The 25,885-nt window shown below is 69.1% G+C and carries 25 protein-coding genes and 1 tRNA gene; 12 read left to right on the top strand and 14 right to left on the bottom strand.

Annotated features, from left to right (window positions below; all coding sequences use genetic code 11):
• Window positions 1–51 precede the first annotated feature (51 nt).
• The 5 genes from Taqua_RS07310 to Taqua_RS07290 form a co-directional block, all read right to left on the bottom strand.
• Window positions 52–127 (bottom strand) — tRNA-Asn (locus tag Taqua_RS07310).
• A 24-nt stretch (window positions 128–151) separates the two neighbouring features.
• A complete protein-coding gene (locus Taqua_RS07305) occupies window positions 152–1,093 on the bottom strand; it encodes a thiamine phosphate synthase (RefSeq protein ID WP_144326075.1) in 942 nt (313 codons plus the stop codon).
• A 4-nt stretch (window positions 1,094–1,097) separates the two neighbouring features.
• Window positions 1,098–1,916, bottom strand: a complete 819-nt coding sequence (locus Taqua_RS07300) for a thiazole synthase (RefSeq protein ID WP_144326073.1) — start codon at window positions 1,914–1,916, stop codon at window positions 1,098–1,100.
• Between the two features lie 11 nt (window positions 1,917–1,927).
• Complete coding sequence (thiS, locus tag Taqua_RS07295; protein ID WP_144326071.1) at window positions 1,928–2,137, bottom strand: sulfur carrier protein ThiS; 210 nt, start codon at window positions 2,135–2,137, stop codon at window positions 1,928–1,930.
• Window positions 2,134–3,249, bottom strand: a complete 1,116-nt coding sequence (locus tag Taqua_RS07290; protein WP_246094650.1) for an FAD-dependent oxidoreductase — start codon at window positions 3,247–3,249, stop codon at window positions 2,134–2,136. The genes thiS and Taqua_RS07290 overlap by 4 nt, the downstream gene beginning before the upstream one ends.
• Before the next feature lie 54 nt (window positions 3,250–3,303).
• Between Taqua_RS07290 and thiD the strand changes: the two genes are divergently transcribed.
• Entirely contained in the window at window positions 3,304–4,176 is an 873-nt protein-coding gene (gene thiD, locus Taqua_RS07285) for a bifunctional hydroxymethylpyrimidine kinase/phosphomethylpyrimidine kinase (RefSeq protein WP_144326067.1), read from the top strand.
• On the opposite strand, the gene Taqua_RS07280 is transcribed toward thiD, so the two are convergent.
• From Taqua_RS07280 to Taqua_RS07265, 4 genes are all read right to left on the bottom strand, one after another.
• The gene (locus Taqua_RS07280; RefSeq protein WP_144326065.1) at window positions 4,173–5,237 is read right to left on the bottom strand and encodes an NAD(P)/FAD-dependent oxidoreductase; all 1,065 of its coding nucleotides are present in this window, start codon (window positions 5,235–5,237) and stop codon (window positions 4,173–4,175) included. The genes thiD and Taqua_RS07280 overlap by 4 nt on opposite strands.
• Before the next feature lie 10 nt (window positions 5,238–5,247).
• On the bottom strand, window positions 5,248–5,577 hold the full coding sequence (gene fdxA, locus Taqua_RS07275) for a ferredoxin FdxA (protein ID WP_144326063.1): 330 nt from the start codon (window positions 5,575–5,577) through the stop codon (window positions 5,248–5,250).
• Window positions 5,578–5,681: 104 nt separating this feature from the next.
• A complete protein-coding gene (gene mnmC, locus Taqua_RS07270; protein ID WP_144326062.1) occupies window positions 5,682–7,634 on the bottom strand; it encodes a bifunctional tRNA (5-methylaminomethyl-2-thiouridine)(34)-methyltransferase MnmC2/FAD-dependent 5-carboxymethylaminomethyl-2-thiouridine(34) oxidoreductase MnmC1 in 1,953 nt (650 codons plus the stop codon).
• The gene (locus tag Taqua_RS07265) at window positions 7,631–7,906 is read right to left on the bottom strand and encodes an oxidative damage protection protein (protein WP_132962714.1); all 276 of its coding nucleotides are present in this window, start codon (window positions 7,904–7,906) and stop codon (window positions 7,631–7,633) included. Before Taqua_RS07265 ends, mnmC begins: the two co-directional genes overlap by 4 nt.
• Before the next feature lie 263 nt (window positions 7,907–8,169).
• On the opposite strand from Taqua_RS07265, the gene Taqua_RS07260 reads away from it, so the two are divergent.
• The 5 genes from Taqua_RS07260 to Taqua_RS07240 all read left to right on the top strand — a co-directional run bounded on the left by Taqua_RS07260 (window position 8,170) and on the right by Taqua_RS07240 (window position 13,328).
• Window positions 8,170–8,949 (top strand): ferredoxin--NADP reductase, encoded by a 780-nt coding sequence (locus tag Taqua_RS07260; RefSeq protein WP_144326060.1) that lies wholly within the window; start codon window positions 8,170–8,172, stop codon window positions 8,947–8,949.
• Between the two features lie 28 nt (window positions 8,950–8,977).
• Window positions 8,978–9,508, top strand: a complete 531-nt coding sequence (locus Taqua_RS07255; RefSeq protein WP_144326058.1) for a disulfide bond formation protein B — start codon at window positions 8,978–8,980, stop codon at window positions 9,506–9,508.
• A gap of 18 nt (window positions 9,509–9,526) precedes the next feature.
• A complete protein-coding gene (locus tag Taqua_RS07250) occupies window positions 9,527–10,657 on the top strand; it encodes an NAD(P)/FAD-dependent oxidoreductase (RefSeq protein ID WP_144326056.1) in 1,131 nt (376 codons plus the stop codon).
• A 98-nt stretch (window positions 10,658–10,755) separates the two neighbouring features.
• Window positions 10,756–12,402: a cation:proton antiporter gene (locus Taqua_RS07245; protein WP_144326054.1), complete on the top strand. Its 1,647-nt coding sequence runs from the start codon at window positions 10,756–10,758 to the stop codon at window positions 12,400–12,402.
• On the top strand, window positions 12,399–13,328 hold the full coding sequence (locus tag Taqua_RS07240) for a universal stress protein (protein WP_144326052.1): 930 nt from the start codon (window positions 12,399–12,401) through the stop codon (window positions 13,326–13,328). The genes Taqua_RS07245 and Taqua_RS07240 overlap by 4 nt, the downstream gene beginning before the upstream one ends.
• 37 nt (window positions 13,329–13,365) lie before the next feature.
• On the opposite strand, the gene Taqua_RS07235 is transcribed toward Taqua_RS07240, so the two are convergent.
• A complete protein-coding gene (locus Taqua_RS07235; protein ID WP_144326050.1) occupies window positions 13,366–14,436 on the bottom strand; it encodes a quinone-dependent dihydroorotate dehydrogenase in 1,071 nt (356 codons plus the stop codon).
• A 53-nt stretch (window positions 14,437–14,489) separates the two neighbouring features.
• Here Taqua_RS07235 and rpiA point away from each other — a divergent pair, with 53 nt between their 5' ends.
• Window positions 14,490–15,194, top strand: a complete 705-nt coding sequence (rpiA, locus tag Taqua_RS07230) for a ribose-5-phosphate isomerase RpiA (RefSeq protein WP_246094649.1) — start codon at window positions 14,490–14,492, stop codon at window positions 15,192–15,194.
• 34 nt (window positions 15,195–15,228) lie between these two features.
• Here the strand turns inward: rpiA and Taqua_RS07225 are convergent, their stop codons facing one another.
• On the bottom strand, window positions 15,229–17,292 hold the full coding sequence (locus tag Taqua_RS07225; RefSeq protein WP_144326048.1) for a M3 family metallopeptidase: 2,064 nt from the start codon (window positions 17,290–17,292) through the stop codon (window positions 15,229–15,231).
• A 48-nt stretch (window positions 17,293–17,340) separates the two neighbouring features.
• Window positions 17,341–17,820: a YhbY family RNA-binding protein gene (locus Taqua_RS07220; protein ID WP_144326046.1), complete on the bottom strand. Its 480-nt coding sequence runs from the start codon at window positions 17,818–17,820 to the stop codon at window positions 17,341–17,343.
• 51 nt (window positions 17,821–17,871) lie between these two features.
• Here Taqua_RS07220 and Taqua_RS07215 point away from each other — a divergent pair, with 51 nt between their 5' ends.
• The 4 genes from Taqua_RS07215 to glmM all read left to right on the top strand — a co-directional run bounded on the left by Taqua_RS07215 (window position 17,872) and on the right by glmM (window position 22,917).
• On the top strand, window positions 17,872–18,585 hold the full coding sequence (locus Taqua_RS07215) for an RlmE family RNA methyltransferase (protein WP_144326044.1): 714 nt from the start codon (window positions 17,872–17,874) through the stop codon (window positions 18,583–18,585).
• 170 nt (window positions 18,586–18,755) lie between these two features.
• Window positions 18,756–20,645 carry an ATP-dependent zinc metalloprotease FtsH gene (gene ftsH, locus Taqua_RS07210; protein ID WP_144326078.1) on the top strand — a complete coding sequence of 630 codons (1,890 nt, stop codon included), beginning with the start codon at window positions 18,756–18,758 and terminating at the stop codon, window positions 20,643–20,645.
• Window positions 20,646–20,713: 68 nt separating this feature from the next.
• Entirely contained in the window at window positions 20,714–21,580 is an 867-nt protein-coding gene (folP, locus tag Taqua_RS07205) for a dihydropteroate synthase (RefSeq protein WP_144326042.1), read from the top strand.
• A complete protein-coding gene (gene glmM, locus Taqua_RS07200; protein WP_144326040.1) occupies window positions 21,577–22,917 on the top strand; it encodes a phosphoglucosamine mutase in 1,341 nt (446 codons plus the stop codon). Before folP ends, glmM begins: the two co-directional genes overlap by 4 nt.
• A gap of 23 nt (window positions 22,918–22,940) precedes the next feature.
• Here the strand turns inward: glmM and Taqua_RS07195 are convergent, their stop codons facing one another.
• Together Taqua_RS07195 and Taqua_RS07190 are read right to left on the bottom strand one after the other, a co-directional pair.
• Window positions 22,941–23,717: a gamma-glutamyl-gamma-aminobutyrate hydrolase family protein gene (locus Taqua_RS07195; RefSeq protein ID WP_144326038.1), complete on the bottom strand. Its 777-nt coding sequence runs from the start codon at window positions 23,715–23,717 to the stop codon at window positions 22,941–22,943.
• 132 nt (window positions 23,718–23,849) lie between these two features.
• On the bottom strand, window positions 23,850–24,722 hold the full coding sequence (locus tag Taqua_RS07190) for a lysophospholipid acyltransferase family protein (RefSeq protein ID WP_185969581.1): 873 nt from the start codon (window positions 24,720–24,722) through the stop codon (window positions 23,850–23,852).
• Window positions 24,723–24,969: 247 nt separating this feature from the next.
• Between Taqua_RS07190 and Taqua_RS07185 the strand changes: the two genes are divergently transcribed.
• Entirely contained in the window at window positions 24,970–25,836 is an 867-nt protein-coding gene (locus Taqua_RS07185; protein WP_144326077.1) for a GNAT family N-acetyltransferase, read from the top strand.
• Window positions 25,837–25,885: the final 49 nt, after the last annotated feature.

Below are 25,885 nucleotides of genomic sequence, written 5' to 3'. Positions count from 1 at the left end.
GGACTGACGCTGGCAAACCAATAACTAAGTCATAGACTTAGCGGAGCATTTTGGCTCCCCGACCTGGGCTCGAACCAGGGACCTACGGATTAACAGTCCGGCGCTCTACCGACTGAGCTATCGGGGAACAAGACCTACATTATAGCCCAGTTTAGGCCGCGCTTTCGCGCGCGGCGGTGTCGGCGCGCAACGCGCTCCAGCGCTGCATCAGCGCATGCGCGGCCTCTTGCGGGTCGGGGGCTTGCACAATGGCGCGCACCACCGCAAAAGCGCCCACGCCGCTGGCGGCCACGGCGGGCAGCTCGGCCAGTCCAATGCCGCCGATGGCCACGGTTGGTAGCGCATGCAGCAGGCGGGCGTAGGCGCGCAGGCGGCCCACCCCTTGCGGGGCGGTTGGCATGGCTTTGAGCGTGGTGGGCAACACCGCCCCCAGCGCAATGTAGCTGGGCCCCAGCCGCCAGGCGCGCACCATTTCGGCGTAGCCGTGCGTGCTGATGCCCAGCCGCAGGCCGCTGGCACGCAGCGTGGCGATCTCGTCGGGGCCGAGGGTGTCGAGGTCCTCCTGACCTAAATGCACGCCGTAGGCGCCGACGTCCAGCGCAGCGCGCCAGTGGTCGTTGATGAACAGCCGCGCGGGCGTGCCCTCGACGGCGCGCACCGCAGCCTGCACCTCCCGCGCGATGCGTGCCGGGTCGTCGTGCTTGAAGCGCAGTTGCAGTGTGGGCACCCCGGCTGCGGCCATGCGCGCCACCCAGTCGGCGTTGGGCAGCACGGCGTACAGACCCATGTCGTGTGGGCAGGGGGCGAACGGTTGGGGGTGCAGGGCCAGGCCGAAATCCTGTGGGTCGTCCGGCCAGTCGTGGGCTTGCAAGCCCATGCGGGCGGCGCGGCGCACCCAGGCGCCAGCAACGATGGCCGCATCGGCGGGCACGAAGCCCAGGCGGCGTGCCGCGGCGTAGGTGACGGCGTAGACGCTGTCGTCGGCAGGGGTGGCGTGGGGGTCGGCGTCGCGCTCGATGCGCAGCTCGGCGTGCGCGTCGGCGATGGCCTGGACGGCGGCCTCGGGTTGGGGGACGGTCAAGCGCTTGGACATGGCATCAGGGTTGGTGCCAAAACGGTGTGCCCAGCACCGGGGTGCTGGGCTGGGCTGCGGTTTGGGGCTCGATGGCGCCAGCGCGGTACGCGGCGCGACCCGCGGCCACGGCGTCGGCAAACGCCCCGGCCATGGCCACCGGGTCGCGGGCCTGCGCCACCGCGGTGTTGAGCAGCACGGCGTCGTAGCCCCACTCCAGCACCTGGCAGGCGTGCGAGGGCAGCCCGAGGCCCGCGTCCACGATCAGCGGCACGTCGGGCAGGCGTTCGCGCAGCACGCGCATCGCGTACGGGTTGACCGGCCCCTGGCCGGTGCCAATGGGCGCTGCCCACGGCATGACGGCCTGGCAGCCGGTGTCCAGCAGCCGCTGACACAGCACCAGGTCTTCGGTGCAGTAGGGCAGCACCTTGAAGCCGCGGCGCACGAGCTCGGCCGCTGCGGCCGGCAGCTGCACGGTGTCGGGCTGCAGGGTGTAGTCGTCGCCAATAAGCTCCAGCTTGATCCAGTCGGTGCCGAACACCTCGCGCGCCATTTCGGCGGTGGTGATGACCTCTTGCAGGCTGTGGCATCCGGCGGTGTTGGGCAGCACCGGCACCCCCAGGCGCTGCAGCAGCGTCCAAAAGCCGTGGCTGGCGTCGGCGCCCAGGGCGCCGTGGCGCCGCAGCGAGGCGGTCAGCATGCACGGCCTGGCCCGTTGTACGGCCTGCTCCAGCACCGCGGGCGAGGGGTAACGCGAGGTGCCCAGCAGCAGGCGCGAGCCGAACGCCTGGCCGTACAGGATCAGGGGATCGGGGTGGTTGGCGAGGTTGGGGTCGGCGTCCATGGGCAGGGTCGTCAGCCGCCGGTGATGGGGGTGATGATTTCCAAGCGGTCCCCTTCGTGCAGCGGCGTGTGCGCGTATTGTGCCCGCGGCACGAATTGCAGGTTGAGCGCCACCGCAAAAGGCGGCCGCAGCCCCAGCGCGCGGGTGGCGTGGTCGACAGCGTCGGCCACGCAAGCGGCGTCGGGCAGCGCGACGGGCTGGCCGTTGAGCACGATGTTCATGCGGTCACAGCCTCCGGCGTCACAAACGTCAGCCCAAGTTGCTGCGCCAGCGTGGTGTGGCCCTCCTGCACATACTGCAGCACGGCGTCGCAGACAGCGGGCGCGATCAGGTAGCCGTGCCGGTACAGGCCGTTGAGCTGCAACACACGCGGGGCCCGCACGCGCACGGCCGGCAGGTTGTCGGGCAGGGTGGGGCGGCACTCGGTGTTGAGCTCCAGGATGCGCGCTTCGGCAAAACCGGGGTGGACGGCGTAAGCGGCGCTGAGCAGCTCCAGCGTCGAGCGCACGCTGGCGGGCGAGCGGTCGTCGGCCTCGATTTCGGTGGCTCCAATGACAAAAACGTGCCGCTCTTTGGGGGCGATGTAAATCGGGTAGCGCGGGTGCAGCAGCCGGGTGGGGCGCTGCAGCGTGACGTCGGGCGCGTACAGGCGCACCACCTCGCCGCGCACACCGCGCAGCGGTCCGCTGCCGGCGGCGCCATCGGCGGGCCACTCAGCTTGGGCTCCCAGGCCACGGCAGTCAAACACCCAGTGGCCGCTTGCGCGGGCGGCGGTTGCGGCCTCGGCCAGCGTGGTGGTCACGCCCCAGCGCACGACAGCGCCGTGGGCGTGCAGCTCCGCCAGCAGCGCGTCCAGCGCGGCGCGGCCATCGAGCTGGCCTTCCCCGGGCAGGTACAGCGCCTGCGCAAAACGGCCCGCGACGGCGGGTTCACGCTGCGCCAGTTGCTCGGCGTGCAGCGGCTCGGGTTCGGGCAGGTTGCCCAGGCGGGCGGCGGTGGCGCGCAGCAGCGCTTCGAAGCGATGCGCTTCGCGCGCGTCTTGCCGGTGCCACAGGATCAGCGTGCCGTTGCGCTGAAAAAACACCGGCTGCGGCAAGCTGGCGCACAGCGCTTGCCAGCGCGGCAGTGCGTACAAACCCATGACCACGACGTTGGGTTCGGTCACGGCCGACTCGGCCAGCGGTGCCAGCATCGCCGCGGCCACGCGCGCGGCGCCGCCAGCCCGCGCGGGGTCGGGGGCTTGCTCCAACAGTTCAACCTGCCAGCCGGCGCGCGCCAGGGTCACGCCCAGCAGGCGGCCCAGCAGACCCGCACCGAGGATGGTTGCGCTCATCGGGTTGTTCATGCGCCCGATCGTACCCGAGCGCAGCCGCCGCATAATTGACCTATGTCGCACCTCAACGATCTTGCCCACCCCGACGTCTGGTGCTACCCGCGTGTGCTGTCGATCGCCGGCAGCGACAGCGGCGGCGGCGCTGGCATTCAGGCCGACCTCAAGACGATGGCAGCGCTGGGCTGCTACGGTATGACCGCGATCACGGCCCTGACGGCGCAAAACACGCTGGGCGTGCGGGCCATCCACGCGGTGCCAGCGTCGTTTCTGAAGGAACAGATCGCGGCGGTGGTGGAGGATATTGGTGTCGATGCCGTCAAGGTCGGCATGCTGCACGCGCCCGACATCGTCGAGGCGGTGGCGTGGGCTATCGACACCTACCGCTTGCCCAACGTGGTGCTCGACCCGGTGATGGTGGCCACCAGCGGCGACACGCTGATCGAACCCGACACGGTACAACGCCTGGTGCACGAGCTGTTTCCCCGTGTCACGTTGGTCACGCCCAACCTGGACGAGGCCGGGCTGTTGCTGGGCCGCACCTTGAGCGATGCGTCCGAGCTCGAAGCCGCCGCAGCTGAGTTGCTGCAACGGGGCGCGCGCGCCGTGCTGCTCAAAGGCGGCCACCTGAGCGGCGAGGTGGTGACCGACCTGCTGGCCATCGCCAGCGAGCCGGCCGCCTTTTGGACCTGGTTGCGCGGTGAGCGCATCCCCAGCCCCAACCTGCACGGCACCGGCTGCACGCTGTCGTCGGCGATTGCGTCGTACCTGGCGCTGGGCCAGACGCTGGAAGAGGCGGTGCAATCCGCCCATGCCTGGGTCCGTCAGGCGTTGCAGGCCGGTGCGCACGTGCGTCTGGGGCAGGGCAGCGGTCCGCTCAACCACGGCTGGGCACCGCAGCCCATGCAGTTGCGCCGCATCACGGGTTAGGGCGCGTCGGCCCCCAGCAGCGCGCGCAGGCGGGGGCTGGTGGTGGTGTATTCCAACGGGATGCGCTGCCCCGGCCGCAACCGCTCGGCGATGGCCCACGCGGCCAACGTGGCTTCGTGAAAACCGCACAGGATGAGCTTGCGTTTGCCGGGGTAGTGCGCCACGTCGCCCACCGCGTAGATGCCGGGGGTGGAGGTCTGCAAGGTGCTCGGCTCCACGACGAGGTGTTTGCGCTCCATGGCCAAGCCCCACTCGGCGATCGGGCCCAGACGCGGATGCAAGCCCAGCCGTGGCAGCAACACATCCACCGGCAGGCTCAGGCGCTCGTCCCGTGCGGTGGCTACCTCCAGCGCCAGCAGACGGCCGTCCGGATCGCTCAAAACGGCCACCGGTTGGCCCAGGCACAGGTGCACCCGCGCCGCGCCGATGGCGGCCTGCAGCTCATCGTCCAGCGCGGGGTCGATCGTGAAGCGGTCGGTGCGGTGCAGCAGGGTCACGCGGGCCGCACCGTGGGCGGCGGTGTGCAGCGCCAACCGCACCGCCGCTTCACCCGGGCCGACCACGACGACGTGGCGGTCCAACCAAACGTCGGGGGGCGGGTCGGTGTAAAAGACCTGCTGATCCTGCCAAGCCTCCAACCCCGGTACAGCCAGCGGTCGCGGCACGAACGCGCCCACGCCCGCGGCGATGACCAGGGCGCGGCAGCGCAGCGTCATGCCCTGTGCGGTGTGCAGGCGCCACCCCTCGCCCTGGCCGGTGCGGTCGGCGTGCAGCTCGGCCACCGTCTGCCCCAGGTGCAATGGCACCTGCAGCGGCTGCAACTGCTGCAGCAGGTGGTGTGCCAGCTCCTGCCCAGTGCACACCGGTACCCCGGGGATGTCGTAGATGGGTTTGTCGGGGTACAGCTCGGCGCACTGCCCGCCGGCGTGCGGCAGGCTGTCCACCACGTGCACGGCCAGCGTCTGCAGCCCCAGTTCGAAGGCTGCCCACAGGCCCGCCGGGCCAGCGCCGATGACGACGGCGTCGGCGTCGACGGCCGCCGGGTGGTCCCGTGTGGCCATGGTGGCGGCCTCAGCGCTGCAGCAGATGCAGCTTGCCGGTCATGTCCTTGTACTTGTCGGCGTCGGGCAGCGGGGCCTTGCGCTTGGTGATGCTCTTCCAGGTCGGCAGCTTGGCCAGCTCGGCGTTGAGCTTGATCATGTGCTGCTGGTCCCTCGGCACGTCTTCTTCGGCGTAGATGGCGCCGACCGGACACTCGGGAATGCACACCGCGCAGTCGATGCATTCATCCGGGTCGATGGCCAAAAAATTGGGCCCTTCGCGGAAGCAGTCCACGGGGCAGACATCCACGCAATCGGTGTACTTGCAGGCGATGCAGGCTTCGGTTACGACGTGTGTCATGGCAAGACCATTGCGGTGCACGCCCCGCCGGGACGGCGGCGGCCGATGCACCTTGGAAACGCTGAATTGTAGGCCCACGGCGCCCTCGTTGCCGTTGACGTGCGTCAGCAAGGCCCCGCGCCGTGGGGGCTTGACCGGCCCCAACGCAGCGCCAACAGCTTGGCGGCCAGGGCCGGCTCCAGCGGCCAGGGTTCGCCGTGGCATTGCGCCGCCAGCACCTCGCCGGCCAGCACCGACAAGGTCAAGCCGCGCGCGCCCAGCCCAGCCAGCACGTACAGGCCTGGCCAGCGGTCGGGGTCCACGGCGCCGACGAGGGGAAAGCGGTCCGGCACCGTGCAGCGCACCCCAGCCCAGGCCTGCGCCCGGGGCCAGAGGGGCGCCAGTGCCGCCGCGGCGTTGGGCAGCAGGCGCCGCAACTTGTCCAGGTTGGCGGCGTGCTCATCGCTGCTGGGGGTGGTGTCGGTACGGCCCCGCACGAAGGTCGAACCCATGCACCAGATCGGCTCACCCGCCGGGCCGGCCGGCACGCCCGCCACCAGCGAGCCGTGGCCGTTGACCGGCCACGGGGGCAGGGCGCCCAGCGCGGTGCTGGGAAGGTCGCTGATGCGGCCCCAGGCCACCTGACCGCGCAGCGCGTGCAACGGCAAGCGGCCGTTCAGCGGCGCCAGCAGGGCGGTGGTGTCGAACCCCGCGCAGACGGCAGCCACGTCGGCCGCCGCCAGCAGGTGGCCCTGCGCATCGCGTGCGTGCCAGCCGTCGGCCGAGCGCGCCAGCGCCGCCACCGCCTGGCCCCCGCGCCAGACGATGTTGGGGTGCGCCAGTTGTGCATGCACCAGCGCCGCTGGGCGCAGCCAAGCGCCGCAGCCGTGCCACAGCGCCTGCGCGTCGGCAGGCAGGCTGGCTTGCTGGCGCTGCATGGCCGTGGCGGGGGCGCTCCAGTGCTCGCCCCAAGGCTGCCAGGTGCTCGCTGGGGGCAGCGCATGGCGGCCTTCGAACGCATGCTCCAGCACCCCACTGGGCGCCCAGTCCTGCCCGTGCTGCAGCAGCCGCTGCGCGCGCTGCAACGTGGCCGCCAGCCCCGCGCGCGTCAGGCGCGACAGCGGCGCGTCGTCGGGCGAGACATGCGGCGCGAGCAGGCCCACTGGCAGGCCCGAAGCACCGGCCGCGGGCGCGACCGCACGGTCCAGTACGGTGACCTGCCAGCCGCGCTGGGCCAGGCTGTGCGCCGTCGCCGCGCCCGCCAGGCCGCCCCCCACCACCAGCGCCTGGCTTGGCGTGGGGTGCAGGGCGGCGCGCAGCACCGTGCGTGGCTGCCAGGCGGGGTCGTACAGCGCGCGCAGGCAGTGGCGTTTGGGTGGCAGGCCCGCGTGGCGTTCGACCTGAAAGCCGGCTTGTGCCAGGGCGTCGCGCACCGAGCGCGCCACGCTCCAAGTGGCCAACCGCGCCCCGCGACGGCACAGGCGCGCCACCGCCCGCAGCAGCTCTGGCGTCCACATGTCAGGGTTGCATGAGGGGTCGAAGCCGTCCAGGTAGACGCTGTCCACCGCGGTGTCAAGCTGGCGCAGCCAGCGTTGCACCGGGCCCACGCACAGCGTCAGGTGCAGCCGCCGGGGTTGGCCATCGGGTCCGGACTCGTCCCACGTCCAGCGGTGCACACCGGGCAGCAAACCGCGCCAGACGGCCGCCAGCCGTTGCGCCAGCGGCAGCAGCTCGGCGAACGCCGCGGCGCTGCGCAACAGGTCTTCGGCCTGCGCAGGGTGGGCCTCGATGCCGATGTAGTGCAGCTGAGGTGGCGCCGCGGCCTGCGTGCGCCAGGTGTACCAGGTGGCCAGAAAGTTCAGCCCCAGGCCAAAGCCGTTTTCCAGCAGGTGCCAGCGTGCGGCGTGCGCCCACGCGGTGGGCTCGTCGGACTCGGCCAGCAGCCCACAGCCGCGCAAAAAGACATGCCGCGCCTGTGCCCAGCCGCCGTGGCCGTCGGCGCCGCGGCTGCGGTAGATGTCGCCGTACAGCGTGCTTTGTGGCGTGCCGTCGGGCAGCCACCGCACCACCGTGTTCACGCTTGGGTGGGCGGCACGTAGCCGGCGGCCACGTCGGCGCCTTCGCCAAAGAAGTGCTTTTCCATCTGGCGTGCCAGGTACTGGCGCGCGCGTGCGTCGGCCAGGTTGAGGCGGTTTTCGTTGACCAACATCGTTTGCAGGCGCAACCACTCCTGCCACGCCTGCTTGCTGACGTTGTCGTAAATGCGCTTGCCCAGCTCGCCGGGGTACGGCGGAAAGTCCAGGCCCTCGGCCTCGACGCCGAGCTTGATGCAACGAACCATGCGTGCCATGGCGATCTCCTGATGAATGAAGCAATCTCTTCATGCCTTGCAGTCATGATGACAGCGGCGCAAGGGCATGAAGGGTTTGCTACGATGCAGCCTTCGACGCCACGCAGCGGGTCTGCCGTGCGCGGTGTCGTCACAGGCGACACTGTACCCGAGCGTGCGCCGTGCCGCGCGCGTGGGGTGTTTGACGGTCGTCAACGTTAGATGCCCGTGGGGGTATTAGGCTTTTGTTTGATTCGTAGCCATTCAACCATCGACCCGACATCATGAGTGCTTTCGACGACGAGCGCGTGCTCAGCGTGCACCACTGGACCGACCGGCTGTTTTCGTTCAAAACCACGCGCAACGCGGGCCTGCGCTTCCTCAACGGGCAGTTCACGATGATCGGCTTGCGCCTGGAAAACGGCAAACCGCTGTTGCGCGCCTACAGCATCGTGTCGGCCAACTACGAGGAACACCTGGAGTTTTTGAGCATCAAGGTGCCCGATGGCCCGCTGACCAGCCGCCTGCAGCATATCCAGCCGGGCGACCACATCATCGTCGGGCACAAGCCGACCGGCACCCTGGTCATCGACTACCTGTTGCCGGGCAAGCACCTGTACCTGTTTGGCACTGGCACGGGCCTGGCGCCGTTCATGAGCATCATCCGCGACCCCGCCACCTACGAGCGCTTCGAGCAGGTGGTTCTGGTGCACGGCGTGCGCCTGGTGGCGGAGCTGGCCTACCGCGACTACATCACCCAGGAGCTGCCGCAGCACGAGTTTTTGGGGGAAATGGTGCGCCAGCAGCTGCGCTACTACCCCACGGTGACGCGCGAGCCGTTCGAGCGCCAAGGGCGTATCCCGCAGCTGGTGGAAAGCGGCCAAATGGCGCGGGAGCTGGGCCTGCCGCAGCTCAACCCCGAGACCGACCGCGTGATGATCTGCGGCAGCCCGGCGATGCTGCGCGACCTCAAGGCCATGTGCGAGCGCTACGGCTTCGTCGAAGGCAACACCAGCACGCCGGGGCAGTTCGTCATCGAGCGCGCGTTTGCCGACGCCAACTAAAGCCGATGCCCGAGGAGTGCTGCGCATCATGACCGTTGCCGATCACCGTGGTAGGCTGTCGGCACTGGCCACCCGGCTGCGGGTGCTGTCTGCTGGGCTGGCGCTGTGGTGCCTGGGGCTGCTGGGTTTTGGGCTGTACCTGCAGCACGTCGTCGGGCATGAACCGTGCCCGATGTGCATCGTGCAGCGCTACGCGTTGATCGGGGTGGCGCTGCTGGCTGCGCTGGCCGCCGCGCTGCCGGGCCGCGCGGTGCGCGTGGGGCTGATCGCAGGGGCGGCGCTGGTGGCGGGGTTTGGGGCGTTCGTCGCGGCACGCCAGTCGTGGCTGCAATGGTTCCCGCCGGACATCCAAACCTGTGGGCGCGACTTCTACGGCATGATCGAGGCTTTCCCCCTCAAGCGCGCGATCCCGATGATTTTCCGCGGCAGCGGCGACTGCACGGCGATCGACTGGACGTGGCTGGGGTTGACGATCGCCAACTGGTCGTTCCTCAACTTCGTGGCGATGGCTGCCGTATGCCTGGCCCTGCTGGTGGCGGCTGTGCGTCGCCGCAGCTGATGGTGCAGGCCGGTGGCGATGGATCGCGTAGGTGCCTTGGTCATTGGCGCTGGCGTCATCGGCCTGGCGGTGGCGCGCGCGTTGGCGCTGGCTGGGCGCGAGGTGGTCGTGCTGGAGCGCGGCACCGCAATCGGCACTGGGGTCAGCTCGCGCAGCAGTGAGGTCATCCACGCCGGGTTGTACTACGCCCCCGGTTCGTGGAAGGCCCGGCTGTGCGTGCGCGGCAAGGCGCTGCTGTACGACTACGCCCAACGCATGGGGGTGGGGCACCGCCGCTGTGGCAAGTTGGTCGTGGCGACCGACGCCGACGACGAGGCGGTGCTGGACCAGCTGGCGCGGCGTGCGGCGGCCAATGGAGTGCCGGTGCAGCCGCTCGACGCCGCGCAGGTGCGGCGCCGCGCCCCAGCGCTGCACGCATGCGCGGCGTTGTGGTCCCCCTCCACCGGCATCGTCGACAGCCACGCGCTGATGCAGGCGCTGCACGCCGACGTGCAACGTGCGGGTGGTGCGGTGGCGTTGGGGTCGGTCTTCGAAGGGGCCGAGCCAATCGGCCCGCGTGGCGAGGGCGGCTGGCGCGTGCGCGGCCGCACGTTGGCGGGCGAGGCCTTTGCGCTGCAAGCCGATGTGTTGGTCAACGCGGCCGGTTTGTGGGCATGTCATGTGGCGCGCGCGGTGCAGGGGCCGGACCCGCAGGCATGGCCGCCGCCACGCTACGCCAAGGGGCACTACTTTGCGCTGCAGGGGGCGGCACCCGTGGACTGCCTGGTGTACCCGGTGCCACGCGATGCCTGGCTGGGGGTGCACCTGACGCTGGACCTTGGCGGTCAGGCCCGCTTTGGCCCCGACCTGCAGTGGCTGCCTGACGAGGCGCCGGATACCCTGAGCTACGACGTCGATGGCACGCGCCAGGCGGCGTTCGAAGCCGCCATCCGCCGCTACTGGCCGGGGCTGCCCTCTGGCGCGCTGCGACCGGCCTACGCGGGTGTGCGGCCGAAAATCCACGGCCCCGGCGAATCCGCGCCGGATTTTCTGATCGTGCAGCCCGCGCAGCATGGCTGGGCGGGTTTGGTGCACCTGCTGGGCATGGAGTCCCCCGGCTTGACCAGCGCGCTGGCGGTGGGCGAGGCGGTAGCGATGGGCCTGGCCTGACGCCAGCCCGTTGACGCGGGCACCGCAACGGGAACCAACCTCGCCGGGGGGGTCGCCGCAGGTATATACCGACGATCGACCCCTTTGCCGAATTCGCCATGTTGTTGCTGGTGGCAGCGGCCGCCGGGGCGTTGTTCGTGCGTTTGCACCAACCGGTGCTGATTGCTTATATCGTCGTCGGCATTGCGTTGGGGCCCGCAGGCCTGGGCTGGGTCAAGGCGCACGACCAGGTGGCGCTGTTGGCCCAGATCGGCGTGACGGTGTTGCTGTTCATCGTCGGGCTCAAGCTCGATTGGCACCATGTGCGGCACATCGGTCCGGTGGCGCTGGCCACCGGCCTGGGGCAGCTGGCCTTTACGATCGTGCTCGGGTTTGGGTTGATCCTGGCCCTGGGCAAAGACGTGATGACGGCGCTGTACGTGGCGGTAGCGCTGACGTTTTCGAGCACGATCATCATCGTCAAGTTGCTGACCGACAAACGCGAGCTCGACGCTTTGCACGGGCGCATCGCGGTGGGCTTTTTGATCGTGCAGGACCTGGCGGTGGTGCTGGCGATGATGGCGATGAGTGCCCTGCGGGCCCCCGAGGCTGCGGATGCCGTCGGTGAATGGGGTGTGGTGGCGTCGCTGGTTGGGCGGTTGGTGTTGGCGGTGGCGCTGATCGCGGGCCTGATGCGCTGGGTGCTGCCGCGCGTGACGGCGATGATGGCGCGCTCCCAGGAGTTGCTGCTGATTTTTGCCCTGGCCTGGGGATTGGGCCTGGCGGCGCTAGGGGCCTGGGCCGGCTTTTCGATGGAGGCGGGGGCGTTCGTCGCGGGGTTTACGCTGGCGTCGACCCATTACCGCGAAGCGATCAACGCCCGGCTGGGTGGTGTGCGCGACTTTTTGCTGCTGTTTTTCTTCATCCATATGGGGGCGGAGTTGGAGCTGTCCACGCTGGGGCAGGAGCTCGTGCCTGCGCTGGTGCTGTCGGTGTTTGTGCTGGTGGGCAACCCGCTGATCGTCATGGCGATCATGGGCTACATGGGCTACCGCAAGCGCACGGGCTTTTTGGCGGGCCTGACGGTGGCGCAAATCAGTGAGTTTTCGATCGTCTTCGTGGCCATGGGCATCACGCTGGGCCATGTCGACACGCAGGCATTGGGGTTGACGACGCTGGTGGGCCTGATCACGATCACCCTGTCGACCTACATGATTCTGTACTCCCACCCGTTGTACGAGCGCCTGTCGCCGTGGCTCGATATGTTCGAGCGGCGGCGGCCGTACCGCGAGTTGTCGGTGGACCGACACCCGCCCCGCCACGGTGAAGCGGATGTGCTGGTGTTTGGCCTGGGACGCTACGGCAGCCGGCTGCTGCGCGAACTGCAGCGGCGCGGCGTTACCGCAGTCGGCATCGACCACGACCCTGAGCTGGTGCGCGACCTCAAGCGCCAGCAGCTGCCGGTGCACTATGGCGACGCCGAGAACCCCGACTTTCTGGAGTCACTGCCGTTGTCGTCTACGCGCTGGGTGGTCGTGACGCTGCCCCTCGTGGCCTCGGCTAGCACCCTCGTTTACGCGCTGCGCAGTGCGGGCTACCAGGGGCCGATCGCGGTCGCCGCGCGCGACGAGGCGGCGCTGGAGGATCTGCAGCGGCTCGACGTGCAGCACATCTACCAACCCTACCGTGACGCCGCGTTGCACGCCGCGCAACACCTGGCGGAGGTCATGAAGCCGGCCGTCCCTCGTCAAGGAGCTGATCCATGAGCGAGCGCATCTCGATCACCACGGAGCCGACAGCCCCGCCGCTGGGCGGGTTGTTGGCGGCAACCGATTTTTCCACGGGCGCGCAGGCGGCCGCGCAACGCGCTGCAACGTTGGCGCAGGAGTTGGGTACGCCGTTGACCGTGCTGCACGTGTTGCAACACGACTGGATGACGGAGCTGGCGACATGGTTGGGCGACCCCCAGCCCCGGCAGCGTATCTTGGCCGATGCCCGAGCCTCGTTGGAGGCGGTCGTGCGCGCGCTGCAAGCGCAGCATACAGTTGCCGTCGATGCGGCGCTGGTCGAGGGGCATCCGGTGCGCGACATCGATGGGTTTGCGCGGCAGTGCCAGGCGCGCTGCGTGGTGTTGGGGGCCAGTGGGCGGGGGGGTGCGCTCTTGCCGTTGTTGGGTACCACCGTCGAGCGCCTGCTGCGCAAGGCTGCTTACCCCGTGCTGATGGTGCGTCAGGCGCCGCGGCGGGGTTACCATCGCGTGCTGGTGGCGGTGGATTTTTCCCCCTGGACGGAGTCCGCCGTTGCGCTAGTCGACACCATTGCGCCGCGCGCCGACGTGTGGCTTTTACACGCCTACGCTGTCCCGTTCGAGGAAAAGCTGCGTTTTGCGGGGGTCGATGACGAAACGATCGAACGCTACCGCCAACACAGCCGCGAGCGCGCGCTGCACGGTTTGCACCACTTGGCGCAGCAGCGGGGCTGGCCCTCGACGCGCTACCAAACCGTGTTGCACGAGGGCGACGCAGCGCCGGCCATCGTCGACGAAGCCGTGCAGCGCGAGTGCGATTTGGTCGTCATTGGCAAGCATGGCACCAGCGCCGCCGAAGAGCTGTTGCTGGGCAGCGTCACCAAACACGCGTTGGCGCAGGTGCCGTGCGACGTGCTGGTGTCGCCGCTGCGCACGCCGGCCTGACGCGCCTGCCGCCCCCACGGCCCCTTGCGCCCGGCGATCAGCGGCCCGCAGCGGTGCCGGCGGCGTGGTCGCGCAGCGCCCGTGCCGCTTCCGTGACCAACGCCGGTCCACGGTAAATCAGCCCGGTGTAGAGCTGCACCGCGTCGGCGCCGGCGCGCAGCTTGGCCAACGCGTCGTCGCCGCTAAGGATGCCGCCCACGCCGATGATGGGAAACCCCGGCCCCAGGCGGGCGCGCAGCGCCGCGATGACGCGGTTGCTCGGCGTGGCCAGCGGCGCGCCGGACAACCCGCCGGCTTCGTCCGCATGCGGCAGGCCCTGCACCGCATCGCGCGCCAGCGTCGTGTTGGTGGCGATGACCCCATCGATGCCGTAGCGCTGCAGAGCGTCGGCGATCGTGCCGATCTGTACCTCGTCCAGGTCGGGGGCGATCTTCAGCATCAGCGGCCGGTACGCGCCGTGCTGATCGGCCAGCCGTGCGCGCTCCGCAGTGAGGGCCGCCAGTAACCCCTCCAGCGCGTCATCGGTTTGCAGCTGCCGCAGGTTGCGCGTGTTGGGGCTGGAGATGTTGACGGTGACGTAGTCCGCGTGGGCGTACACGCCGCGCAGGCCCAGCAGGTAGTCGTCCACCGCACGCTCGATGGGCGTGTCGGCGTTTTTGCCGATGTTGAGGCCCAGCACCAACGCGGGTTGCCCCTGCTGGCGCACGCGGCTGGCACACACGTGCTCCACGAAGGATTGCAGCCCTTCGTTGTTGAAGCCGAAGCGGTTGATCAGCGCGTGGACCTGTGGCAGCCGAAACAGGCGCGGCTTGGGGTTGCCGGGCTGGGGCCTGGGCGTGACGGTGCCCACCTCGACAAAGCCAAACCCCATGGCCGCCCAGGCGTCGATGCATTGCGCGTTCTTGTCCAACCCTGCGGCCAGGCCCACGCGGTTGGGCAGTGTCAGCCCCGCCAACTGGATCGGGTCGTCCACCCGTGGCTGCGCCAGCAGCGCTGCCAGGGGACTGTGTTGCAGCCGCTGCAGCGTCTGCAGCGTCAGTTCGTGCGCGTGTTCGGGGTCCAGCGCAAACAGCGCCCGGCGCGCGAGGCCATAGGGTATCCAGCTCATTGGATAATTGTCGCATTGCGTACCCCCTCAACCCTGCCCGCGAGGAGCCAACGATGCCTGCTGCCGAGCCGATGACCCAAGACCAACTCAAGGCCCTGGTGGGCCGCGCCGCGCTGGACTACGTGGGGCATGGGCACATCATCGGGGTCGGCACCGGCTCCACGGTCAACTGCTTCATCGACGCGCTGGCTGAGCAGCGCGAGCGCATCGTCGGCGCGGTGTCGAGCTCGGAGGCCACCACGCAGCGCCTGCGTGCGCACGGCATCCGCGTCTTCGACGCCAACGAGGTCGAGGAGCTTGCCGTCTACATCGACGGTGCCGACGAGATCGACCCGCGTGGTTACATGATCAAGGGCGGCGGCGCGGCACTGACACGGGAAAAAATCGTCGCCGCGCAGGCGCGGCGCTTTGTGTGCATCGCCGACCAATCCAAGTGGGTGCCGGTGCTGGGGCGCTTTCCGCTGCCGGTGGAGGTGATCCCGATGGCAGCGCAGCGCATCATCCGCCAGTTCGCGGCGCTGGGGGGCACGGCGCGCGTGCGGCTGCGCGACGGTGCGCCGCTGGTGACCGACAACGGCCAGCACATCCTGGACGTGACCGGGCTGCAAATCACCGACCCGCCGGCGTTTGAGAGCATGGTCAACGATTGGCCCGGTGTGGTGACGGTGGGGGTGTTCGCGCACCAACGCGCGCACGTGTGCCTGCTGGGCACACCTGAAGGGGTGCGCACCGTCACCTTTGACGGCACCGCGGGTTGACCGCCGCCGCGGTGCCCGGCGGCGGCCCTGCCGATCAGGCCAGACCCAACTGACGTAGCAGTGCGTCGATGCGCGGCTCGCGCCCGCGAAAGGCGCGAAACGACGCCAGCGCCGGGCGGCTGCCGCCGACCTCCAGGATGGTTTGCCGAAAGCGCCGCCCGGTGGCGGTGTCCAGCACGCTACCGCGCTCGGCGGCGGCTTCCTCGAAGGCCGCAAAGGCGTCGGCGCTGAGCACTTCGGCCCACAGGTAGCTGTAGTAGCCGGCCGCGTAGCCACCGGCAAAGATGTGGCTGAAGCTGTGCGGCATGCGGTGCCACGCCGGTGGGCGCAGCACGGCCACTTCGTCGCGCACCTGCTCCAGCAGCGCCATGACGTCGCCGCCCGGCGCCCCTTCCAGGTGCAGTCGCATGTCGAACAGCGCGTATTCGACCTGCCGCAGCAGCTGCAGCGCGCTCTGGAAGTGGCGCGCGGCGCGCATCTTGTCGTACAGCGTGCGCGGCAGCGGTTCGCCCGTGTCGACGTGGCCGCTGAGGCGTTGCAAGGCCTCCCAGTCCCAGCCGAAGTTTTCCAGAAACTGGCTCGGCAGCTCCACCGCGTCCCACTCCACGCCGCTGATGCCCGCGACGTCGTGCTCATCGACCTGCGTCAGCAGGTGGTGCAAGCCGTGCCCGAACTCGTGCAGCAGCGTCGTGACGTCGTCGTGCGTCAGCAGCGGCGGGCGGCCGCCCGCGCCTTCGCCAAAGTTGCACACCAGGTAGGCCACCGGGGTTTGCAGGCGACCGTCGTCGGGCCGGCGCCAGCGGCTGCGGGCGTCGTCCATCCAAGCGCCGCCGCGCTTGCCCGCGCGCGCCACCGGGTCGAGGTAAAAGTGCCCCAGCAGCTCGGCGTCGCGATGGAGCGCAAACGCTTGCACCGACGGGTGCCACACCGGTGCTTCCATCGGCTCGAAGCGCACTTCGAACAGCGTGCCCACGATGTCGAACAGACCTTGCAGCACCCGTGGCAGCGGAAAGTAGGGCTTGATCTCCTGCTCGCTGTAGGCGTAGCGCTGCTGGCGCAGCGCTTCGGCGATGTAGGTCCAGTCCCACGGCTGCGGGTCGCTCAGCCCCAGCGCCGATGCCGCAAAGGCCCGCATGTCGGCCACGTCGCGCTCCGCCCAGGGGCGTGCGCGTTGCGCCAGGTCGCGCAAAAAAGCCAGCACCTGCTCGGGTGATTCCGCCATTTTGGGCACCAGCGACAGGTGCGCAAAGCTTGGGTACCCAAGCAACTGCGCCTCTTCGTGGCGCAGCGCCAGCAACTCGGCCATGATGGCGGTGTTGTCCAGCCGGGCCAGCTCGCCCTCGGCCTGGTCGCTGGCGCGCGTGCCGTAGGCGCGGTACAGGCGCGCACGCAGCTCACGGTCGTGCGCGAACTGCATCACCGGCAGGTACACCGGCAGCTTCAGGCTCAAGCGCAGTTGCCCGGCCTTACCCGCGGCCTCGGCGGCCGCACGGGCGCTGGCTTGCACGTCGTCGGGCAGGCCAGCGGCTTGGGCGGGGTCGATGTCGCAGTGCCAGCCGTCGGTGGCGTCGAGCACATGCTCGCTGAAGCGCTGTGCCAACTCGGCTTGGCGCTCCTGGATGGCGGCGAAACGCGCTTTGGCCGCGCCTTGCAACTCGGCTCCGCCCAGCACGAAGCCCTGCAGCGTCAGCTCGCGTGCGCGCCGCTGAACGGCATCCAGCCGCGTGGGGTCGATGGCCTTGTACTTGGCGTACAAGGCCTCGTCGGCGCCCAAACGGGTCCAAAACTCCGTCACCCGCGGCAGCAGGGCGTTGTAGGCGGCGCGCAGCTCGGGCGTGTCGGCCACGGCGTTGAGGTGGCTGACCACCCCCCAGGCGCGCCCCAGGCGCTCGGTGGCGACGTCCAGCGTGCGCGCCAGCGCTTGCCAGTCGGCCGGGTGCTCGGGGGCGGTGGCGGCTTGCAGCGCTGCTTCGGCTTCGTGCAGCAGGGCCTCGATGGCCGGCTGCACGTGCGCGGGTTGAACCGCGTCGTAGCGCGGCAGGGGCTCCAGCGCCAGCAGGGGGTTGTCAAGCAAAGTGTTGTCGATGCGGGTGTTCATGCCCGCAAGCATGCCACGACATCGGCGGCGCTGCTGGCCACCCCGCGATCAACGCCCCGCCGCCGCAGCCTTTTTGGCGCTCTTTTGGCGTTTTTTGGCTTTTTTGATCAAGCCGCCGGGGGTGAGGCGCTGGTTGCCCAGCACACGCACGGTCTTGATCTCGGGGCGCCGCCCGGGCTGCTTGGCGGGCTTGACGACCTTGTACTCGCGTGGGCCGGGCTTGCGTTCGCCGGCGGGGGCTTTTTCCTTGGCGGGCAGCGGGCGCCACAGCACCAACAGCTTGCCGATGTGTTGCACCGGCGCGGCGCTCAGCCGTTCGGCCAGCTCGGCCAGCCAGGCTTCGCGCTGCTCGCGTTCGCCTTCCAGCACGCGCACCTTGATGAGCCCATGGGCGTTCAACGCCGCGTCCACTTCGGCTATGACGGCCTCGGTCAGCCCCCCGGTGCCGATCATCACGACGGGCTCCAGGTGGTGGGCCGCGCCCCGGTGTTGGGCGCGTTCGGCGGGGGTCAGGTGCAAGGCTGGCATGGGCGGGATTATCCCCCATGCACGGCGCAACGGGCCTATAGTGCGGTCCATATGAAAGTTCGGACCCAAAGCAAAAAAGTGGACAAGGCCTGGTTCAACCAGCACGTCACCGACCCCTGGGTGCGCCGTGCGCAGCAAGACGGCTACCGCGCCCGCGCCGCCTACAAATTGCAGGAGCTCGACGCAACGTACCACCTGGTGCGCCCCGGGCAGTGCATCGTGGACTTGGGGTGCGCCCCGGGTGCGTGGTGCCAATACCTGCGGCGGCGCCTGGGCACGGTCACCGACACCACGGGCCACGTGCGGCTGCGCGGCGTGGTGGTGGGGGTGGACCTGCTGCCCGTGGAGCCGATCGACGGCGTGCACATCCTGCAGGGCGATTTTCGTGACGAGGCCACGCTGCAGGCGCTGCAAGCGACCCTGCAACACGCGCTGGGCGGCAAGGTCCCGCAACGCGCGGTCGATCTGGTGGTGTCCGACATGGCGCCCAACCTCAGCGGCATCGAGGAGGTGGACGCGGCGCACATCGAGCACCTGATCGAGCTGGCGGTGGACTTTGCGGTGCAGCACCTCAAGCCCGAGGGCGCGCTGGTGGTCAAGGTGTTCCATGGCGGCGCCTACGACGGCGCGGTGCGTCGGCTGCGCCAGCACTTTCGCACCGTTAAGGCGCACAAGCCCAAGGCGTCGCGGCCGCAATCGGCCGAAACCTTTTTGGTGGCGCGCGGTCTGATCGAGCCAGGGGTGGCCAGCACGCTATCCACGTGATAGCCAGGGTTGGCCGCCCAACGGTCGCCGTGCGGGCTTGATAAGGCCTACAATGGCCGCACATGGCCCGTCATGGGTAGGTGCCCGCAGTGGCGGGCGTCGCGTCAACGGTTGGTAGGCAGGAGTTTTCGTTGAACAACAACCAGTGGATTTCGAAAGTGGCGATCTGGATGGTGATCGCCATGGTGCTGTTCACGGTCTTCAAGCAATTCGATGGCCGTGCCACCGCAGGCGCCGGCTACATGGCGTACTCCGACTTCCTCAACGAAGTCAAGGCGCAGCGCATCAAAAGCGCCACCATCCAGGAGGGCGCCAATGGCACCGAAATCATCGCGGTGACCACCGACGACCGGCGCATCCGCACCAACGCCACCTACCTGGACCGCGGGCTGATCGGCGACCTGCTGGCCAACGACGTCAAGTTCGACGTGCGCCCGCGCGAGGAGGGCTCGCTGCTGATGACGCTGCTGGTTAGTTGGGGGCCGATGCTGCTGCTCATTGGCGTGTGGATTTACTTCATGCGCCAGATGCAGGGTGGCCGCGGCGGCGCGTTCAGCTTTGGCAAGAGCAAGGCGCGCATGTTGGATGAATCGGCCAACAACGTGACGTTCGCCGACGTGGCCGGCTGCGACGAGGCCAAGGAGGAAGTCAAGGAGCTGGTCGACTTCCTCAAAGACCCGCAAAAGTTCCAGAAGCTGGGCGGGCGCATTCCGCGCGGGCTGCTGTTGGTGGGGCCGCCGGGCACCGGCAAAACCTTGCTGGCCAAGGCCATCGCGGGCGAAGCCAAGGTGCCGTTTTTCAGCATCTCGGGCTCGGATTTTGTCGAGATGTTCGTCGGCGTCGGGGCGGCGCGTGTGCGCGACATGTTCGAGCAGGCCAAGAAAAACGCCCCCTGCATCATCTTCATCGACGAAATCGACGCCGTGGGCCGCCAGCGCGGCGCCGGCTTGGGCGGTGGTAATGACGAGCGCGAGCAAACGCTCAACCAGATGCTGGTCGAGATGGACGGCTTCGAGACCAACCTCGGGGTCATCGTCATCGCCGCCACCAACCGGCCGGACATTCTGGACGCCGCGCTGCTGCGCCCGGGCCGCTTCGACCGCCAGGTGTACGTGACGCTGCCCGACATTCGCGGTCGCGAGCAGATCCTCAAGGTGCACATGCGCAAGATCCCCATCGGCCCGGACGTCAGCCCCGAGGTGATCGCGCGTGGCACGCCGGGTATGAGCGGCGCGGACCTGGCCAACCTGTGCAACGAAGCCGCGCTGATGGCCGCGCGCCGCAACGCCCGCGTGGTGGAAATGCAGGACTTCGAAAAGGCCAAGGACAAAATCCTGATGGGCCCCGAGCGCAAGTCCATGGTCATGCCGGAAGAGGAGCGCCGCAACACCGCCTACCACGAAGCAGGGCATGCGCTCATCGGCAAGCTGCTGCCCAAGTGCGACCCGGTGCACAAGGTCACGATCATCCCGCGTGGCCGCGCGCTGGGCGTGACGATGAGCCTGCCGGAAAAAGACCGCTACTCCTACGACAAGGAGTACATGCTAAACCAGATCGCGATGCTGTTCGGTGGACGCATCGCCGAAGAGGTGTTCATGAACCAGATGACCACCGGGGCCAGCAACGATTTCGAACGCGCCACGCAGATCGCCCGCGACATGGTGATGCGCTACGGCATGTCGGAAAAACTGGGCCCGATGGTGTACGCCGAAAACGAGGGCGAGGTGTTCCTTGGTCGCTCGATCACCAAAACCACCAACATCAGCGAAGAAACGATGCGCCAGGTCGACGCCGAGGTGCGCCGCATCATCGACGAGCAGTACGCGCTGGCGCGCCGCCTGATCGAAGAAAACAAGGACAAGATGCACGCCATGGCCAAGGCGCTGCTGGAGTGGGAAACCATCGACGCCGACCAAATCGACGACATCATGGCCGGGCGCCCGCCCCGGCCGCCGAAGGATGTGTCGCCCTCCAGCCCCAACACCGGCGGTGGCGATGGCGGAGGCGCCGCGCCGGTGGTCAAGGGCGAGCCGACCCCCCAGGCGCCGACGGCGGCGTGACGTGGCCGAGGGTGTGCCACCAACCCAACCGGGCCGGAAGGCCCGGTTTTTCTTTCACAATACCGCCCATGACCGCCGCGCATTGGCAGACCAGCCGTTTTGTCATTGACCTGTCCCGTCCGCGGGTGATGGGCATCGTCAATGTCACGCCCGACTCGTTTTCCGACGGTGGCGCGCACGCCGACGCCACCAGCGGTTTGCGGCACGCCGAGGCCCTGCTGCGCGAAGGGGCCGACATCCTCGATATCGGTGGCGAATCCACCCGCCCGGGGGCACCACCGGTGCCGCTGGACGAGGAACTGGCGCGCGTCGTGCCCGTGGTGCGAGAGGCCGTGCGCTGGGGCGTGCCGATCAGCGTCGACACCTACAAACCCGAGGTCATGGCCGCATGCCTTGAACTGGGGGCAGACATCATCAACGACGTGTGGGCCTTGCGGCGCGTCGGCGCAGACGGGCGCACCGGTGCGCTCGACGTGGTGGCCCAGCATCCCGGCTGCGGCGTGGTGCTGATGCACATGCACCGCCAGCCGCAGGATATGCAGGTGCAGCCGATGCAGGGCGACGCCGTGCCGCAGGTGCGCGACTTCTTGGCCGCGCGCGCCCAAGCGGCGCTGGATCGCGGCGTGGCCCGCGAGCGCATCGTGTTGGACTACGGTATCGGCTTTGGCAAAACGGTCGAGCAAAACCTGGGCCTGCTGGCGCGCCAGCAGGCCCTGCTGACATTGGGCTACCCGCTGCTGGCGGGCTGGTCGCGCAAGTCCACGCTGGGGCGCATCACGGGCGAGGACGTGGCGGCGCGCCGTGTGGGCGCCAGCGTGGCCGCGGCGTTGCTGGCGGTGCAGCGCGGGGCGCGCATCGTGCGGGTGCATGACGTGGCCCCCACCGTGCAGGCGCTGCGGGTGTGGCAAGCCCTTCAAGACAGGGAGCAAACATGACGCGTCAATACTTTGGCACCGACGGTATCCGTGGCACGGTGGGGCAGCCCCCCATCACGCCCGATTTTGTGCTGCGCCTGGCCCACGCGGTGGGGCAGGTGCTCAAACGCACCGAACCAAACCCGACCGTGCTGATCGGCAAGGACACCCGCATTTCGGGCTACATGCTCGAGTCGGCGCTGGAGTCAGGCTTCAACTCGGCCGGGGTGGACGTGGTGCTGCTGGGGCCGGTACCCACGCCCGCGGTGGCGTACCTGACGCGCGCCCAGCGCGCGACGCTGGGCGTGGTCATCAGCGCCAGCCACAACCCCTACTCAGACAACGGCATCAAGTTTTTCAGCGCCCACGGCACCAAGCTGCCGGACGAGTGGGAGCTGGCGGTCGAAGCCGCGCTGGCGCAACCCCCGGCGTGGGCCGATGCAAGCACGCTGGGCCGCGCGCGTCGGCTGGACGACGCGGCGGGGCGCTACATCGAGTTTTGCAAAAGCACCTTTGCCCCGGAGCTGTCGTTGCGCGGGCTCAAAATCGTCGTGGACGCCGCCCACGGCGCCGCGTACCACATCGCGCCGGCGGTGTTCCACGAACTGGGGGCAGATGTGGTGGCGATCGGCTGCAGCCCCAACGGCCGCAACATCAACGACGGGGTCGGGGCCACGCATCCGCAAACCCTGGTCGACGCGGTGCGCGCGCACGGCGCCGACCTCGGCTTGGCGCTGGATGGGGACGCTGACCGGTTGCAGGTGGTCGACGGGCAGGGGCGGCTGTTCAACGGGGATGAGCTGTTGTACCTGTTGGCCGACGACCGGCTGGCGCGCGGCGAGGCGGTGGCCGGCGTCGTTGGCACACTGATGACCAACATGGCCGTGGAGCAGGCGCTGGCTGCGCGCGGCGTGGCGCTGGCGCGCGCCAAGGTCGGCGACCGCTACGTGCTGGAAGAGCTGCACCGGCGCGGCTGGCGCCTGGGCGGTGAGGGGTCGGGGCACCTCATCATCCTCGATAAGCACACCACCGGCGATGGCATTGTGGCGGCGCTGCAAGTGCTGCAGGCGTGCGTGCGCAGGCAGCGCACATTGGCAGACTTGCTGCGCGAAGTGACGCTGTACCCCCAGGTGCTGCGCAACGTGCGCATCCAGCAAGGGGGGGACTGGCGTGCGTGGCCGACGTTGGCACAGGTCCAAGCCGAAGCCGAAGCGGCGCTGCAGGGGCAGGGCAGGGTGTTGATCCGCGCCAGTGGCACCGAGCCGGTGCTGCGCGTGATGGTCGAAGCCCGTGACGCTGCGATCGCCCAGCAGTGGGCGGATGCATTGGCGCAGGCGGCGACCGCCGTGCCTGCCTGAGGTGCGGGTGCAGGGCCGCGCGATCAGCGCCGTGCGGCTTCCAAAAACGCCTCCAGCATCGGCGTCGGGTCCAGCATCGTCGGGTCGTCGAGTGGGTGAAACTCGGGGTGCCATTGCACGCCCATCACCCACGGGCGGCCCTGCAGCCGTATGGCCTCGATAACCCCGTCAGGTGCGGTGGCTTCGACCACCAAATCGCGCCCCAGCCGTTTGACCGCCTGATGGTGCACCGACGCCACCTGCCGCCCAGGCAGTGTTCCATTCCAGCGCTGCAGCCAGCCGTCGGCGGCCAGCTCCACCTCGTGCCGGTGGCGGTCGTACTGAGGGCTTTCATGCTCGATGGCGCCGTCCACCATCGTAGGAATATCCTGGTACAGGCTACCCCCAAACGCCACGTTGATCAGTTGCATGCCGCGGCAAATCCCCAAGATGGGTTTGCCTGCCTCCAGAAATTCGTGCACCAGCTCCAGCTCGTAGGCGTCGCGCACGGGGTCGCCCGCCCACTCGGGCTTGAGGGGCTCCTCACCGTAAGCGCGTGGGCTGACATCGGCGCCACCCTGCAAAATAAGGCCGTCCAAATACTGCGCGTAGTCGCGCACGCGGATGCTGCTGCGCCGCAGCGCCCCGTCTTGCAATACCGACGGGATCATCAGCACCAACGTATCGCGCGAAGCGGCCCACTGCGCCACCGACTGCTCCAACACCTGCAGCGTTTTGCTGCGCAGGCCACTGCCGCCGGACTCAGGGTGGAAGATCCGGGCGGACAGTCCGATGTGAACAGGGCGTCGGCGACCGAACATGGCATGATCATTGAGGGTGTGTTGGCCATCATAGTCCAAATGCTCGACCCGTGGGGACCGGGCGCGTATCGATCGCTTGGCCACCGCCTGGCTGGCGGCCTCGCGTGAGGGCCGACTTTGCAACCCCGTCGTTCAATACGTGCAACGGACGGGCGCTTCCTGAGCGCGGGTCAACGCCCCGACGATCGCGGCATGGGCTCGGCGGGCCAGCGCCTGGCGCGACACGTGTGCCGGCTCAATCGGTGGCAGCCACTGCATTTCCACCACCCCTGCGGGCTGGCGGCACACGCGGCGAATCGACTGCCACAGCGTCATGTCGCCATGGTAGGCCCAGGCGTTGGGGCTGGGCAGCCCGTCGCTGCGGCGGTAGCGCAATGCCACCGGGTACACGGGGGTCGCGGTGTCGATCGCCGGTTGCAGCAGGGCCGCAAAGAAAGGGCGCACATGGCTGCCATCGGTGGTGGTGCCCTCGGGGAAGATCGCCACCGGTGCGCCAGCACGCAAGCGGTCGCACAGCGCGGTGTGCAGTTGGCGCAACGCCAGCGCGTGCCCGCGCTGCACGAACAGCGTGGCCGCACGCCGGGCCAGCGTGCCAACCAGTGGCCAGCGCGCCACCTCGTCTTTGGCCACGAAGCGGCAGGGCAGCACGCTCAGCAAAGCCGGTATGTCCAGCCACGAGATGTGGTTGGCCACGATGCACGCGCCCGTGCCGTCGGCCGGCGGCGTGCCGCGCACCTCGACCTGTATCCCCACCTCGCCCAGCATGTGCTGCGCCCAGGCCTGGGTGCGCTGGTCGCGTTGCAGCTCGGGCAGCCGCGTCCACCCCCACTGTGTCGACGCAACACCGCGCAGCACATGGGTGCCCAAGCGCAGTGTGCGCATCCAGCTGGCCGCGCCTGCACGCAACGGATAGGGGTGACGTGCCGCGCTGCGGCGGGAGCAGTCGGGCGGCTGGGCCGCGTCGGCGTCGTGTTCGTGGGGGGCTGGTGGGGTCAGCGTTGTCATCGCCATCGGTCATGGGTGAGGTGCCCGCACCAACCTCGCGTGGGTTGGGCAGGGCGTGGCGCCGATGCTGCCGCAGCCGTGTGACGAGGCCGTGACAGCGGACCACCCCGCCGCGCGTGGCGCCACGCCGCGGGGTGGCTGTCATGCCATCGACATGCAAGCGCCAACGCCATGTCACACAGGCGGCGAACAATGCCGCGGCAGCGGGCCGACGACGCCCCGCACATCCTTGCGGAGATCAGCCATGATGAACCCCTTGCCGACGTCCGAACTGCACGCCCATCGGGGGACAGACGCCCTGGTCAGCAGCGCCGGGGTGGTCCACTCCCCCGTGGCGTGGCCAGCGGGGACCGCGTGCGCCGAGCCCACGACCCCAGCGGGGTTGCAGGTGGTGTGGGCGCGGCACCTCGACGAGGTGCGCGCGGCGCAGCGGCTGCGCTACCAGGTGTTCGCGCTGGAGATGGGCGCGCGCCTGCAAACCCCGCTGCCGGGCCACGACTGCGACCTGTTTGACGACTACTGTGAGCACCTGCTGGTGCGTGAGTCCCAGCGAGGCGAAGTCGTAGGCACGTACCGCGTGCTCACCCCGGCGCAGGCCAAACGCGTCGGGTGCTACTACAGCGACACGGAGTTCGACCTGACGCGCCTGCGGGCGCTGCGCGATCAGATGGTGGAGCTGGGGCGCTCATGCGTCCATCCGCAACACCGTCATGGCGGCGTCATCATGGCGCTGTGGAAGGCGCTGGCCGAGTTTATGGTGCGCAACGGTCTGGACGTGATGATCGGTTGCGCCAGCATTCCGATGCAGTACGAGGGCCCGCATGGCATGGCCACTGGGGGGCATGCCGCCGCCAGCATCTGGCGCCAAGTGCGCCAGCGCCACCTGGCGCCGATCGAGTGGCACGTGTTGCCGCGCGTGCCGCTGCCCCTGCATGCCTTGGACGATACGCTGCCGGTCGAGCCGCCGGCGCTGCTGAAGGGCTATTTGCGCCTGGGTGCCAAGGTGCTTGGGCCGCCCGCGTGGGATCCTGACTTCAACACGGCGGATTTGCCGATGATGATGCGCCTGGCCGATATGCCGGCGCGCTACCGGCGCCATTTGGTGGGGGTGTGATGCGGCGCGAGGGCCGGCCTGCCGAGCCAAAGCGTTTTTGGCGTTTCTT

It is taken from the genome of Tepidimonas aquatica (assembly GCF_007556585.1).
Taxonomy (GTDB): Bacteria; Pseudomonadota; Gammaproteobacteria; order Burkholderiales; family Burkholderiaceae_C; genus Tepidimonas; species Tepidimonas aquatica.
The sequence above is the reverse complement of the archived record's forward strand: the minus strand, read 5'-3'. Positions and strand labels throughout refer to the sequence as shown.